Origin of the sequence: Mesorhizobium sp. WSM1293 (genome assembly GCF_000513875.1) — a bacterium.
In the GTDB taxonomy this organism is placed as follows: Bacteria; Pseudomonadota; Alphaproteobacteria; order Rhizobiales; family Rhizobiaceae; genus Mesorhizobium; species Mesorhizobium ciceri.
The window spans coordinates 80533-95373 of record NZ_AZUV01000001.1 but is presented as its reverse complement, the minus strand read 5'-3'; the positions used below and the strand labels follow the sequence as shown (position 1 = coordinate 95373).

The following is a 14841-nucleotide window of genomic DNA, read 5'->3' as shown; positions in this document are numbered from 1 at the left end:
ACACAAATGAACATCTTCGCCGATTTCACCGCGCGAATCATAAAAGCCGTCGAAGCGCTTGATCTGAAAGACAAAGACGGCATTTCGCCTGACCTGTCGCGCATTGCCGTTGAGCCGCCGCGCGACGCCAGCCATGGCGACCTGGCGACCAATGCGGCAATGGTGCTGGCCAAGCCGACCGGCCAGAACCCGCGCGCGCTGGCCGAAAGACTGGCGCAGGCGCTGCGCGACGACAAGGATGTCGCGGCAACAGAGGTGGCCGGCCCCGGTTTCGTCAATCTCAGGCTGAAGGACGGCTTCTGGCAGACACATCTGACCGCACTGCTCGGCGAGGGCCGCAACTATGGCCGCTCGATGGTTGGCGGCGGCAGGAAAACCAATGTCGAATATGTCTCGGCCAATCCGACCGGACCGATGCATGTCGGCCATTGCCGGGGTGCTGTCGTCGGCGATGCACTTGCCAATCTGATGGCCTTCGCCGGTTACGACGTGACCAAAGAATACGTCATCAACGACGCCGGCTCGCAGATCGACGTGCTCGGCCGTTCCGCATTCCTGCGTTACCGCGAAGCGCTGGGTGACGACATCGGCGAGATTCCGGGCGGGCTTTATCCGGGTGATTACCTGGTGCCAGTTGGTCAGGCGCTGGTCGCGGAATTCGGCCGCTCGCTGCTGCAGATGCCCGATGACGAGGCGCTCGCCATCGTCAAGGATCGCACCATCGATGCGATGATGGCGATGATCCGCGAGGACCTGGCGATGCTCAACGTGCATCACGACGTGTTCTTCTCCGAGCGCACGCTGCACGCCGACAATGCCAGGAAGATCCGATCCGCGATCAACGATCTGACGCTGAAGGGCCATATCTACAAGGGCAAGCTGCCGCCGCCCAAGGGCGAGAAACCCGACGATTGGGAGGACCGCGAGCAGACGCTGTTCCGCTCGACCGCGGTCGGCGACGACATGGACCGGGCGCTGGTCAAGTCGGACGGCTCATTCACCTATTTCGCCGCCGACGTTGCCTATCTCAAGGACAAGGTCGATCGCGGCTTCGTCGACCTGATCTATGTGCTCGGCGCCGACCATGGCGGCTACGTCAAGCGGCTAGAGGCCCTGGCGCGGGCGATTGCCGGCGAAGAGGTCAAGCTCACCGTGCTGCTTTGCAATCTGGTCAAGCTGTTTCGCGAGGGCGAACCGGTGCGTATGTCAAAGCGGTCGGGCGATTTCGTGACGCTGCGCGAAGTGGTGGAGGAGGTGGGCCGCGACGCGATCCGCTTCATGATGCTCTATCGCAAGAACGATGCGCCGCTGGATTTCGATTTCGCCAAGGTGACCGAGCAGTCCAAGGACAATCCGGTGTTCTATGTCCAGTACGCCTCGGCGCGCTGTCATTCGGTGTTCCGGCAGGCGAGCGAGCAACTGGGCGAAGCCAATTTCGACCGCAACAGCCTGGCGTCGGCCGCGGCATTGCTGACCGACGAGGGCGAGATCGGCCTGATCCGCAAGCTTGCCGAATACCCGCGGCTGATCGAGTCCGCCGCCCTTGCGCTTGAGCCGCATCGGCTGGCATTTTACCTCTATGATCTGGCTTCCAGCTTCCACGGGCACTGGAACCGTGGCACGGATAATCCGGACTTACGTTTTGTTAAGGTTAACGACCGACAATTGACGCATGCCAGACTAGGGCTGGTGCAGGCTGTTTCGGACGTTTTGACGTCCGGCCTGACGTTGATCGGGGCCGCCGCGCCCACTGAAATGCGTTAGGTTTGACTAAATAACCTGTCACCTTTTGCCCACATTGCGCTGGTAAGGGCCAACCCTACGCGACGTCCATGGCGTCCGAATGAGTGCGAGTTCGGGAACAATAATGGCAGACAGAACCCAGCTGAGAGTAGCCGACAACAACGACATCGCTGAGGATGATCCGTTCGCGGAACTGACCAGGATCATGGGATTCGACCCGCGCCAGCCGGTCAGGCCGCAATCGCCCGCCCAGCCGCAGGCCCCAGCCGCCGATCACGGGCTCGAAGAGGGCGATTTCGATATCGATCTCGAGAAAGAAATGATGGGCGAGTTCGGCGCTGACGACAGCGACGCCGCTCCGGTTGTTCAGGCTCATGAGCCGACTTTCGTGCATGAGCCGGCATTCGAAGCGGCTGACGCCAGCGCGATGGACGACGAGCTTTCGGTGTCGCTCGACGACGATTTCGAACTGGACATGGCTGAGATCGACGACCACGTCGCCGGCGCCAGCCATGCGGTCGCCGCTGAAGCCGTGCCGTCCGTCGAGCCCGCTTTCGCGTCCGATATTGGCGATGCCGTCGCCGGTTCGCTCGAGGACGTGTCCCCCTTGGAGGACGATCAGTCGATGGCGGACGAGCTTGCCGCCTCGCTCGACCAGGACCTTCGGATCGATGAGGAAGCCGAAGAGGCCCTGTACAGCGTTGCCGATACGCCCGCTTCTGTCGAGCCGGTTGCCTCCGATGACGAATTCGACGATGCGGTGGCAATGTCGCTTGAAGACGAGCTGATGCTCGACGACCGTTCGGCGGCGGAACAGTCATTCATGGCCGCCGATCCCGTCGAGCATGCCATGCCGGAGCAGGCGGCGGCGCTTGACGGCCAGGCAATCTCCGACGAGAGCTTTGCTGGCCTCGACGATGCCATGGCCGATGTCGACATGGATTTCGACGTTCGCGCGGATGAGCCGATCGCCTTCGACGAGCCGGAAGCGCATGAAGTGCTTGCCAATGCTGCGGACTCAACAAGCGAGATTTCCAACCCTGAAGGCCTGTCGGACGATGCCTTCGACCTGAACTTTGAAGATTCGTTCGCCGAAACGGTCGAAGAGCCGGTCGCCGAAGTTGCTGCCGCTACGGTCCAGCCGGCGGCGCCAGAAGCCAATGTCGCGCCGGCGGTGCACGCCCCGATTGCGGACGAACGGAGCCTGGAAGACGAGTTGAATGCGCTGCTGGGCGCCATGACTTCCCGCACGGCGCCGGTGGCCAGCGAGCCTGTCACGGCTCAGCCGGCTGTCGCTGCCCCGCCGCCTGTTGCCCAGCCTGCCGAGGAACCGGCCGACCTTGTCGGCGACCTCGACTGGGATCTTGACGAAACCACGCCTGAGCAGAATCGACATGTTGGCACGGCCCAAGCGGCCGACGCGGATATTGACGATCTTATGCTTGATGAACTCCAGGATCCGAACTCGGACACCATTGGCGATGTCGATTTCGACGATGATGCGTTGGACGCGGCTTTGGCCCAGGGCCTTGATCCGCGTGACGAAGCCGCTCCCCGGGACAATTCGGCGGATTCTTTCGATTGGCTTGCGGAGCGTTCCCAACCGACAGAGCCGACGCGTTCGTGGAGCCGCGTGACGCCGGTTCCGCAGCAGCCGTCATTCATCACTCAGCCTACGTTTAGCGCTCAGCCGGCCGCTTCGGTGGCATCATCCATGGCCGCAGCGCCGGCAGTCGCCGCCACGACGTCCTATGGTTCGTCCGAGCCGGTCGAAACCTTGGCTCCCGCTGCCCCAGTATCGGCGCCGCAATCGCGCCAGCCGGCGCGTTACGAAGACATGCCCGATGTCGAGACGGTCGATGTGCCCGAGCGTGTCGTGGCGCTGGCGGACGATCTCGATATCCCCGAACTGCACTTCGAGGAAGACCAGCCGGCGTCGCCTGGCTATGACGATCTCGATGCCGAGTTCTCCAGCCTTCTCTCCGAGATGAACGCGGTGGAGGTCGCTGCCGCTCCCACAGGCAACGCGGCCGGCGCGTCTTACGATGATGGCTCCTATGCCGCGGGCTTCAAGCCGGGCTATGACAGCCTCAAGCCGGGCTATGACGGGGTCAAGCCGGGCTATGACGGGGTCAAGCCGGGCTATGAGCCGGAAGCGCGAACCTATGCGGCGCGGCCGATGGAAATGTCTGCCCGCGCGGCGGCGCCCACGGGTTATGCCGACGCCTCGGGCTACGACCTCGACAACCTGCCGGGGAGCCAGCCGGCTTCCCAAGCCGATGATTTCACCGTCGATGAACTCGACTACGATCCCGAACTCGACGAGGAGATGGCTGTTCCGGGTCTCGGCGAGCGTGAGGCCGCAAGGCCGTCGCGCGGACGCGGCCTGTTCATCGCCGCGATTGTCGGCGCGGTCGCGGTCGCGGGCGGTCTCGGTGCCTTTGCGCTGTCCTTTGGTGGCAAGGGCGGCAGCGAAGCGCCCGTCATCGTCAAGGCCGACAACGCGCCGATCAAGGTCAAGCCGGAGAATCCGGGCGGTGCCGTGGTGCCGAACCAGGACAACAAGGTCTACGACGCGGTCAGGGGCGCCAAGCCCGCCGAGCCGGTCCAGGAAAAGCTGGTCACCAACACCGAAGAGCCGGTGGACGTGCAGGCGAAGGACCCGGCCCGCGCCATCGATCTTTCGCCGGACCAGAATGCAGCCGGCGCTGGAACCGATGTCGGCAACGCCGCGCCGATGGCCGGCGCTGCTTTGGCCGACAATACGGCGCCAGCTCCCAAGTCCGAGGACCGCATCGCGCAGGTGCTGCAGGATGCAGACAAGGGCACAAATGCCGATGTCGTCGCCATTGCACCGCGCAAGGTGAGGACCATGGTGGTCAAGTCGGACGGTTCGCTGGTGCCGCGTGAAGATCCGGCGGCACCCGCCGCTCCGCAAGTGGCCGCTACCGAGCCGGTCGATCCGGCGCCGCAGCATGTCGCCCCGGCGGCGCAAGCCGATGCCGACCAGACCGGTACCGTGGCGCCTGCCGCCGCCCAGGCGGACGACGAGCCGGCCCTCAAGCCGGTGGCCAAGCCAAAGGCCGAGGCCAAGGCCCAATCGGCCAACACGCCGGCAAAGGTTCCGCTAGCGCCGCAGCGTCCGTCCGACCAGCCGGTCGATGTCGTCGGCGAGGTCAAGCCCGATCAGGTTGCGTCCATCGATCCGGCATCGACCGCGGCAGGCGGTGGCTCGTGGTCGATGCAGATCGCCTCGCAGCCGACCGTCGAAAGCGCCCAGTCCAGTTATCAGGATCTGCAGCGCCGCTATGGCAGCGTGCTTGCCGGGCGTACCGCCAACATCGTCAAGGCCGAGATCGCCGGCAAAGGCACGTTCTACCGCGTGCGCGTTCCGGCCCAGTCACGCAATGACGCGATCAATTTGTGCACCAGCTACAAGGCCGCCGGCGGCAACTGCTTCGTCTCGCGCTAAAGCCGAGCCAACCGATTGAAAGCCGGCGCGGTTACCGCGCCGGCTTTTTTCATGGGGAAAGCAGATCCGGCGTTGCCCTGAATGAATCCCTGGCGATTCCCTTTGATCGCACAAAGCCCTAAACTGCCGACATGACCGAATCAAAATCCATGATCCTCGGCTGCGCCGGGAAATCGCTCACCCGCGAAGAAATCAATTTCTATCGCAACGAATGCCCGTGGGCCTTCATCCTGTTTGCGCGCAACATCGGCGAGACCGAACAGATCCGCGATCTGGTCGCCGAGATGCGAGACTGCATAGGGCGTCCGGACGCGCTGGTGTTCATCGATCAGGAAGGCGGCCGTGTGCAGCGATTGCGGCCGCCGCTGGCGCCGAATTATCCCGCCGGCGGCGCGCTGGGCGCGCTGTGGCGCGACGATCATGATGCCGGCGCCCGCGCGGCATGGCTGATGGCGCGGCTGCATGCTTTCGACCTGTTACGCTACGGCATCACAGCCGATTGCCTGCCGGTGCTCGACGTGCCGATCGAAGGCGCCAGCGATGTCATCGGCGCGCGTGCCTACGGCAAGGACCCGCGACCGGTGATCGAGCTCGGCCGCGCAGCCGCGGAAGGGCTGATATCGGGCGGCGTGCTGCCGGTCATGAAGCATATTCCGGGCCATGGACGTGCCTTTGCCGACACGCATTTTGAACTGCCAGTGGTCAATGCCTCGCTCAGTGATCTGCAACGGCATGATTTCGCCCCGTTCAAGGAGCTTAGCCATCTGCCGATAGCGATGACTGCCCATGTCGTCTACAGCGCGATCGACCCGAACAATCCGGCGACCACCTCCGGCAAGGTCATCGACGAGATCATCCGGCGCGAAATCGGCTTCGACGGACTGCTGATGAGCGACGACACATCGATGAAGGCACTTTCTGGGGATTTCCCGACAAAGGCGGCCTCGATCCTTGCGGCGGGCTGCGATCTGGTCCTTCACTGCAACGGCGTTTTCGAGGAGATGGCCGGCATCGCATCGCGCACCACGGGGCTTGAGGGCACGTCGCTGGAGCGCGCCAAGCGGGCGCTGACCTATATAAAGGACCGTGACACGGTCGAAGAAACCGAAATACGCGCCGAATTCGCCACCTACTTCGATGCGGTGGCATAGCAAGGGAAAGTGACAGGCAGTGGCGGAGACATTGGAAAGCAAGGCCGCGAAGGCCGCACCGATGGACCGTCTGTGGGCCGAAAATGACGATTCACGCGTCACCGGCGACCCGTCGCTGGTCGTCGACGTGGCCGGCTTCGAAGGTCCGCTCGATCTTCTGCTGCATCTTGCCCGCACCCAGAAAGTCGATCTGGCGCGCATTTCGATCCTGGCGCTGGTCGAGCAATATCTGACCTTTGTCGAGACGGCGAGGGCGCTCAGGCTGGAGCTTGCCGCCGACTATCTGGTGATGGCGGCATGGCTGGCCTTCCTCAAGTCCAAGCTCCTGATCCCCAAGCAGCCAGGCGACGAGGGCGAAAGCGGCGAGGAACTGGCGGCGGTGCTGCAGTTCCGACTGAAGCGGCTGGAAGCCATGCGCGACGCCTCGGCGCGTCTGGTCAACCGCAACCGGCTCGGCCGCGACGTGTTCGCGCGCGGCATGCCGGAAATGGTCATCATCGAAAAGCGCAACGCCTATTCTGCCTCGCTCTACGATCTCTTGACCGCCTATGCCCAGCAGCGCCAGAAGCAGGCGATCAACAATGTGACCATCGCCAGGCGCGGTGTCTGGTCGCTCAAGGACGCGCGCGACATCCTGACCCGCCTTGTGGGAGCCGTGAGCGACTGGACGACGATGGAGAGTTTTCTGATCGCGTACATGACCAGTCCCGAGGAACGGCGCACGGCGATCGCGAGCTCGTTCGCTGCCACGCTGGAACTGGTGCGCGAAGGCAAGATGGATGTGCGGCAGGATCAGACGTTCGCGCCGATCTACCTGCGCGGCCGAACGCAGACAATCAAGGCAGTCGAGGTGGCATCATGAGCGAACGCGCCAACGCTTCGGTTGTCCCGTTCAAGATCGGCGATGAACCCGACGAGGGCCCGCTTTCCCAGGATCCGGCCGAGCAGCAGCTACAAAACCCGGCCGAGCGACTGCATCTGGCCGAGGCTGTGCGCATGGCCGAGGCGATCGTGTTCGCCAGCGCCGAACCCGTCAGCGAAAAGCAGCTTGCGGCACGCCTGCCGGACGGCATCAACATCGCCCTGGCCATGGCCGAGCTGCAGCAGATCTATGCGCGGCGCGGCGTCAATCTGGTGCGTGTCGGCGATGCCTGGGCGTTCCGCACCGCCGGCGACCTGGCTTTCCTGATGAGCAGGGATACCGTCCAGCAAAGGAAGCTCTCCCGCGCGGCTCTCGAAGTGCTGGCGATCATTGCCTATCACCAGCCGGTGACGCGTGCCGAGATCGAGGACATCCGCGGTGTCGAAACCTCGAAAGGCACGCTCGACACGCTGCTGGAAACGGAATGGGTGCGCATGCGCGGCCGGCGAAAGACACCCGGACGCCCGGTCACCTACGGCACGACGGAGACCTTCCTCGATCATTTCGCGCTGGAAGAGATCCGCGATCTGCCCGGCATGGAGGAACTGAAGGGGGCCGGCCTGCTTTCGGGCCGCATGCCGTCGAATTTCTCCATTCCGCAGCCGCCGGCCGATCCCGATGCATTGACCGACGACGAGGATGCGCTCACCGATATCGATCTCGAGGAACTCGGCCTGCTGACGCCGCGCGTCACGGAAGATTGACTGGCATTGGCGGCCGATCTGTCGAGGATGCGCGGATTCGTAGCGGGGCCGCCGCGTCGAAAATGCGTGACATCCGCCACCCTTTCATAAACTCTGTCGCAGTTGTGTTTGAATCCCAACGCGAAAACGCATAGATCATCGCCAGGGAAAACATTCGAGAGAGATTTGCTATGGGTTCATTTTCGATTTGGCACTGGATGATCGTGCTGGTGATCGTGCTTTTGGTGTTCGGCCGCGGCAAGATTCCCGAGCTGATGGGCGACATGGCCAAGGGCATCAAGAGCTTCAAGAAGGGCATGGCCGACGACGACGTTGCCGAAGACAAGCGCACCGTCGAACATCGTGCCGACGAGACCGTTGCGGCCGCGAAGGAAAAGGCCAGCAAGAGCTGAGCCCAAAGGTTCTAGTCGGAACAGAGTGTCATGTTTGAAGTCGGCTGGACCGAAATGCTGGTCATCGCGATCGTCATGATCGTGGTCGTCGGGCCCAAGGATTTGCCCAATATGCTGCGCACCTTCGGCCGCACGACGGCGAAGCTGCGCGCCATGGCATCCGATTTCCAGAAACAGTTCAACGAGGCGCTGAAGGAAGCCGAGCTCGACGACGTCAAGAAGTCCGTCGACGAGCTCAGGGGCATGAGCCCGATGGCCGAGATCAGGAAGCAGCTCAATCCGTTCGAACAGGCCGCGGCCGACGTTCGCTCCGGCGTCGACGCGGCGATGAAGCCGAAGCCGGCAGCCGATCCGGCAACGCCAGCCGCTTCGACTCCGCAGGCGGCCGAGCCGCTGAAGAACGGTGCAACGACCATGCCCGGCGTCAACGGACCGGAAGCAGCGCCGGCAGCGCCGATTTTCCCGGCGATGACCGACGAATCGGTGGTAACGTCATCGGTGCCGGCGACACCCGTCGTGGCGCCGGAGGCGTCCACGGCGAAGAAGGCAGCCAAGCCTGCACCGTCAAGGGCGACGCCGGCTATAAAGGCTTCGGCAAATGGCGCTAAAGCTCCTGCAAAAACGGTCACCGCTAAGGCCACGCCTGCGCCCAAGGTGCCAGCGAAGCCCGCGACGGCGGCAATGCCTGAAACGCCCAGGGCCAAGACGCCCGCTGCGGCCAAGGTGATCGCGTCCAAGACCGTAGCGACCAAGACGGGGGCGAAAATCGAACCGAAACCTGCTGCGGCCAAGAAGCCGGCGGCCAAGAAGACGGCTGGAGCCGCCAAGTGAGCGTTTCGGACACCGAAAAGGACGAGATCGAGAAATCGTCGGCGCCGCTGATGGAGCATCTGATCGAGCTGCGCCGGCGGCTGATCTGGTCGCTGGGCGGTTTCTTCGTTGCCTTCCTGGTCTGTTTCTTCTTCGCCAAGAAGCTGTTCAACCTTCTGGTCGTCCCGTTCAAATGGGCGACGCAGTGGGCAGGCCTCGATCCGCACAAGGTCGAGCTGATCTACACGGCGCCGCAGGAATTCTTCTTCACGCAGGTCAAGCTCGCCATGTTCGGCGGCATGGTGATCGCCTTTCCGCTGATCGCCACGCAGATCTACAAATTCATCGCGCCCGGCCTCTACAAGAACGAGCGCAACGCCTTCCTGCCGTTCCTGATCGCGTCGCCAATCCTGTTCCTGATGGGTGCGTCGCTGGTCTATTTCTTCTTCACGCCGATGGTGATGTGGTTCTTCCTCGCCATGCAGCAGGCCGGCACCGACGATCAGGTGCAGATTTCGCTGCTGCCAAAGGTGTCGGAATATCTCAGCCTGATCATGACGCTGATCTTCTCCTTCGGCCTGGTGTTCCAACTGCCGGTGGTGACCAGCCTGATGACACGCGTCGGCATGCTGTCGTCCAAGGGGCTGGCCGAAAAGCGCAAATGGGCGATCGTCATCGCCTTCGTCGTCGCGGCGGTGCTGACGCCGCCCGATCCGATGAGCCAGATCGGCCTCGCCATTCCGACCATCCTTCTCTACGAGGTCTCCATCTGGGCTGCCCGGCTGATCGAGCGCGATCAGGAAAAGCAGCGCGTGGCACGCGAGAAGCAGGACGCGGCGGAAGAGGTCGCCGAGAAGAAGCCGGCGGACGCGTCCTCCACCTGAACGGCGCCGCCGCGTCTGGCCAGCCTCGATAGGAATTGTTTCTTGACCTGGTGAGGGCAGCTATGCTATGATTCTCGGTATGGTGCTGACTTGCGCCAGCGACCCGCCGTAGAGGCGGGTTTTTCATTTCAGGCTCTCCTCCGCCTTCAGCCGAAAGCGCGTCAAAGCGTGATCGCATGCTTGCGTTCCCCATGCCCCATCTTGCATCGATCGAGGATGCGGTTTACGCCCTCTGGCTGAAACGCATCGCACTGAAAGCGATGCGTTTCAGTTTTGTTTGAAGCATGTCGTTGTCCCAAACCGCTGCGCACTTTGGGCGACATGCTACCCCGGAGCGTTCAAACCATGCTTGACATCAAATGGATTCGCGACAACCCGAAGGCCCTTGTCGAGGCGCTGGTGAAGCGCTCGTGGTCGGCTGACGAGGCGCAGTCCACGGTCGGCGGGCTGATCGCCTCGGACGAGGCGCGGCGCGAACACGTTACCGAGCTACAGACCAAGCAGGAGCGCCGCAATGCCGCGTCGAAGGAGATCGGCAACGCCATGCGTTCGGGCGATGCCGCCCTGGCCGAGACGCTGAAAGCCGAAGTCGGCGAGATCAAGGTCTTCATCCAGAACGGCGAGGCGCGCGAACGCGAGCTCGACAAGGCGCTGAACGACGCGCTGGCGGTGCTGCCCAACGTACCGTTCGACGACGTGCCTGTCGGCAAGGACGAGCACGACAATGTCGTCAAGCACATCGTCGGCAAGGTACCGACGCGGCCGAACTGGGTGAAGGAGCACTTTGAGATCGGCGAAGCGCTCGGCATGATGGATTTCGAGCGCGCGGCAAAGCTGTCGGGCTCGCGCTTTACGGTGCTGAAAAACGGACTGGCGCGGATGGAACGCGCGCTCGGCCAGTTCATGCTGGACCTGCATACGACCGAACACGGCTACGAAGAAGTGATCCCGCCGTTGATGGTCAAGGATAATGTTTTGTTCGGCACCAACCAATTGCCGAAGTTCGAGGAAGATCTGTTCTTCACGCCGCACGGGGAGGGCAGGCTTGGCCTGATTCCCACCGCCGAGGTCCCACTCACCAACCTTGTGCGTGAGGAAATCACCGCGCATGAAAAACTGCCGCTGCGCTACACCGCGCTGACACCGTGCTTCCGTTCGGAAGCGGGCTCGGCCGGGCGCGACACGCGCGGCATGCTGCGCCAGCATCAGTTCTACAAGGTCGAGCTGGTGTCGATCACCGATCAGGAATCGTCACTTGCCGAGCATGAGCGGATGACGCAATGCGCCGAGGAAGTGCTGAAGCGGCTCGGCCTGCCGTTCCGCACCATGACGCTCTGCACCGGCGACATGGGTTTTGGCGCACGCAAGACCTATGACATCGAGGTCTGGCTGCCCGGCCAGAACGCCTATCGCGAAATCTCGTCCTGCTCGGTGTGCGGCGATTTCCAGGCACGCCGCATGGACGCCCGCTACAAGGACAAGGACGGCAAGGGCAACCGCTTCGTCCACACGCTCAACGGCTCGGGCACAGCCGTTGGCCGCGCGCTCATCGCCGTCATCGAAAACTACCAGAACGAGGATGGCAGCGTAACCATTCCTGAAGTGCTGCGGCCTTACATGGGCGGTCTGGAAAAGATCGAAGCGAAATAATGCGTATCCTCCTGACCAATGACGACGGCATTCATGCCGAGGGCCTGGCGTCGCTCGAACGCGTCGCACGTACGCTGTCCGACGATGTCTGGGTGGTGGCGCCCGAGCAGGACCAGTCCGGCTATGCGCATTCGCTGTCGATCTCGGAGCCGCTGCGGCTGCGCAAGATTGGCGAGAAGCATTTTGCCGTGCGCGGCACGCCGACCGATTGCGTCATCATGGGCGTCAAGAAGATCCTGCCTGGCGCACCCGACCTGATCCTGTCCGGCATCAATTCGGGCGCCAACATCGCCGACGATGTCACCTATTCCGGCACCGTTGCAGGCGCCATGGAGGGCGCGCTGCTCGGCATTCGCTCGATCGCGCTCAGCCAGGGCTACAGCTATGTCGGCGAAGATCGCGTCGTGCCCTACGAGACGACGGAGGCGCTGGCGCCGGCGCTGCTGAAGAAACTTGTCGCGACGCCATTGCCCGACGGCGTGCTGCTCAACGTCAATTTTCCCAACTGCACGCCCGAGGAAGTCGCAGGCACGGTGGTCACCTCGCAGGGCAAGCTTGTGCACTCCCTGTGGGTCGACGAGCGCCGTGACGGGCGCGGCCTGCCTTACTACTGGCTGCGTTTCGGCCGCGAGCCGGTCGAAGGCAAGCAAGGCACCGACCTCTACGCCTTGCGCAACCGGCTGGTGTCGGTGACGCCGCTGCAGCTCGACCTTACCGCCCATGAAATCCGTGACCAACTGAGCAAGGCGCTCGCATGAACCAGGGCCTCCCGATCGACGACCGCGAAGGTTTTGCCGCCTTTCTGCTGCGTCTGCGCGGCCGGGGGACTGTGCCGAAGGCGCTGATCGCGGCCTTCGAGGCGACGCCGCGGCGCGGCTTCCTGGCGGCCCAGTTCCATCAGATCGCCTGGTCGGACCGCATGCTGCCGATCGAATGCGGCGAGGCGATCGAAGGCGCCGACATGCAGGCGGCGGTGATCGCCGCACTTACCATCGAGCAGGGCAACCGCGTGCTCGAGATCGGCACCGGCTCGGGCTACACCTCGGCGGTGATGTCGCGGCTGGCCGCTCGGGTCATCACCACCGATCGCTACAAGACGCTCGCCGAGCAGGCGCGGCAGCGCTTCGAGGCGCTCGGCATCGGCAATGTGATCGTGCGCCACGCCGATGGTTCCGGCGGGCTGCCGAATGAAGGGCCATTTGACCGCATCGTCGCCTGGGCCGCCTTCGACAGCCTGCCGCGTTTCCTGCTCGACCAGTTGTCGAGCGGCGGTATCGTCATCGCTCCGATCGGCCCCGAAGAGGGCGAACAGGTGCTGGCCAAGCTGACCAAGGTCGGCAGCCGCTTCGAGCGTGAAGACATCGGCCTCGTTCGCCTGCAGCCGATCCTGCGCGGTGTTGCCGCTATTATCTAGCGCGGATGTCGATGTTCGGCCGCGTCGTGCGCCCGTCTTCGACCCCGGCTGGCCTGACCCGAAATCTTCGCACGGCTCGCTCTCTAATATTTTAAGAAAAATTGCGTCGGATTCCATGAGGTTAACCGTCGAGTAACATTAACGCGCTTTAATCATGCCTAGTTTGTACCGGGTATGTGCGGGTTAGTGCGATGCAACTCAGTGTTTTGAAGACAAACGGTCGCAATCTGGCGCGAGGCTGCGCCATTCTGATGGTCGCGGGTGCTGCTGCGGGGTGCAGTTCCCAGGTTTCGCGGTTCAATGGCGTCGACGACGTCTTTACATCCTCGACCAACAATCAGCGCGCCATCATCAACAAGCAGGATGCCGTACAGCAGCCCTATCCGGGCGATGTCGCCGCCGCTCCGATCGATGGCAGCCATACACAATCGGTCAGCCGCTCCAGCCTCGAGCCGGTCTCGACGCGGCCGCTGCCGCCGCCCGTTGCCCAAGCGCAGCAGGCGCCGGCATCGAAGCCGGTGCGCACCGCATTGGCCCCGGCACCGCATGTCGACAGGACCACGACCGGCACCGTCGCTCCGGCGGCGTCGCCTTTCAAGGTTTCGCAACCTGACGAACCCCGCGTGGCTGCTTCCGGCACTCCGCATGCAACCGAGATCGTCGTCAGGGACGGCGAAACGATCGGCGGCCTGGCGCAGCGGTACAAGGTGCCGTCCGACGTGATCATGAAGGTCAACGGGCTGAGCGCGACCAAGGGGCTGAAGACCGGCCAGAAGCTGGTCATCCCGGCCTATGCCTATTCCAGCAAAGGCGAGGCGAAGGTCGCGGATGCCAAGCCGGCGAAAGACGGCAAGCACAACCTGCCGGCCACTGCGCCGGACAAGATCGCCGTTCTGCCGCAGCAGCCGAAGCCTAAGGAAGGCAAGTCCGCCGCTCAGGTCGACGCGTCGGCCGCAGCAAACCAGCCAAAGGAGCCCAAGCCGCAGGTTGCCAAGACGACCGGCGCTGCTGGGACCTACACGGTCCAGTCGGGCGACACGATGTCTTCGATTGCCAGGAAGACCGGCGTCGGCGTCGTTGCTCTAAAGCAGGCCAACGGGATGAAGGACGGACTGCTCAAGATCGGCCAGACCCTGAAGGTGCCGGCCGGCGGAACCGCGACCGTCGCCGCTGCCAAGCCGGCCAAGGTCGATCCGGTGACGACGGCCACCACGCAGCCCGCGGCAAAGACCACGCCGTCTGAAACGCTGGCGTCCTACACGCCGCCGAAAAAGGATTCGAAGGTCATCCAGCAGGCCGAGGCCGACGATGCCGTCGCGCCAGACGCCACCGGCATCGGCAAGATGCGCTGGCCGGTGCGCGGCCGCGTGATTTCCGGTTTCGGCTCGGGCAAGGACGGCGTCGATATCGCCGTGCCGACGGGCACGCCAGTCAAGGCGGCCGAGAACGGCGTCGTCATCTATGCCGGCGACGGCCTCAAGGAATTCGGCAACACGGTCCTGGTGCGCCACGAGAACGGCCTGGTCACCGTCTACGGCCACGCCAGCTCGATCGAGGTGCAGCGCGGCCAGAAGGTCAAGCGCGGCCAGGAGATCGCGCTGTCGGGCATGAGCGGCACGACGGACTCGCCGAAGCTGCACTTCGAAGTGCGCAAGAATTCGGCGCCAGTCGATCCCTCCGGTTATCTCGAATAGTCGGG

Annotated in this window: 12 protein-coding genes; all 12 read left to right on the top strand. The window is 63.5% G+C overall.

Translation table 11 applies throughout. From position 1 onward, the window contains the following. Positions 1–6 precede the first annotated feature (6 nt). The 12 genes from argS to M729_RS0100445 all read left to right on the top strand — a co-directional run bounded on the left by argS (position 7) and on the right by M729_RS0100445 (position 14836). A complete protein-coding gene (gene argS, locus M729_RS0100505) occupies positions 7–1764 on the top strand; it encodes an arginine--tRNA ligase (protein WP_027160434.1) in 1758 nt (585 codons plus the stop codon). Between the two features lie 103 nt (positions 1765–1867). Beyond that, on the top strand, positions 1868–5215 hold the full coding sequence (locus M729_RS0100500) for an SPOR domain-containing protein (protein WP_027160433.1): 3348 nt from the start codon (positions 1868–1870) through the stop codon (positions 5213–5215). 131 nt (positions 5216–5346) lie between these two features. Next, on the top strand, positions 5347–6366 hold the full coding sequence (gene nagZ, locus M729_RS0100495) for a beta-N-acetylhexosaminidase (protein ID WP_027160432.1): 1020 nt from the start codon (positions 5347–5349) through the stop codon (positions 6364–6366). 61 nt (positions 6367–6427) lie between these two features. Further along, positions 6428–7228: a ScpA family protein gene (locus M729_RS0100490; RefSeq protein WP_013531293.1), complete on the top strand. Its 801-nt coding sequence runs from the start codon at positions 6428–6430 to the stop codon at positions 7226–7228. Beyond that, a complete protein-coding gene (gene scpB, locus M729_RS0100485; RefSeq protein ID WP_027160430.1) occupies positions 7225–7992 on the top strand; it encodes an SMC-Scp complex subunit ScpB in 768 nt (255 codons plus the stop codon). The genes M729_RS0100490 and scpB overlap by 4 nt, the downstream gene beginning before the upstream one ends. Positions 7993–8162: 170 nt before the next feature. Next, positions 8163–8384, top strand: a complete 222-nt coding sequence (locus tag M729_RS0100480) for a twin-arginine translocase TatA/TatE family subunit (RefSeq protein ID WP_013531295.1) — start codon at positions 8163–8165, stop codon at positions 8382–8384. Positions 8385–8414: 30 nt separating this feature from the next. Then, positions 8415–9215: a Sec-independent protein translocase protein TatB gene (tatB, locus tag M729_RS0100475; protein WP_027160429.1), complete on the top strand. Its 801-nt coding sequence runs from the start codon at positions 8415–8417 to the stop codon at positions 9213–9215. Then, positions 9212–10078, top strand: a complete 867-nt coding sequence (gene tatC, locus M729_RS0100470; protein ID WP_013531297.1) for a twin-arginine translocase subunit TatC — start codon at positions 9212–9214, stop codon at positions 10076–10078. The genes tatB and tatC overlap by 4 nt, the downstream gene beginning before the upstream one ends. Positions 10079–10423: 345 nt before the next feature. After that, the gene (gene serS, locus M729_RS0100460; RefSeq protein WP_013531298.1) at positions 10424–11728 is read left to right on the top strand and encodes a serine--tRNA ligase; all 1305 of its coding nucleotides are present in this window, start codon (positions 10424–10426) and stop codon (positions 11726–11728) included. Continuing rightward, entirely contained in the window at positions 11728–12486 is a 759-nt protein-coding gene (gene surE, locus M729_RS0100455) for a 5'/3'-nucleotidase SurE (RefSeq protein ID WP_024503850.1), read from the top strand. Before serS ends, surE begins: the two co-directional genes overlap by 1 nt. Beyond that, entirely contained in the window at positions 12483–13142 is a 660-nt protein-coding gene (locus M729_RS0100450; protein ID WP_027160428.1) for a protein-L-isoaspartate(D-aspartate) O-methyltransferase, read from the top strand. The genes surE and M729_RS0100450 overlap by 4 nt, the downstream gene beginning before the upstream one ends. Before the next feature lie 191 nt (positions 13143–13333). Next, positions 13334–14836, top strand: coding sequence for a peptidoglycan DD-metalloendopeptidase family protein (locus M729_RS0100445; protein ID WP_027160427.1), 1503 nt, complete (start codon positions 13334–13336; stop codon positions 14834–14836). The last annotated feature ends 5 nt before the right edge of the window (positions 14837–14841 follow it).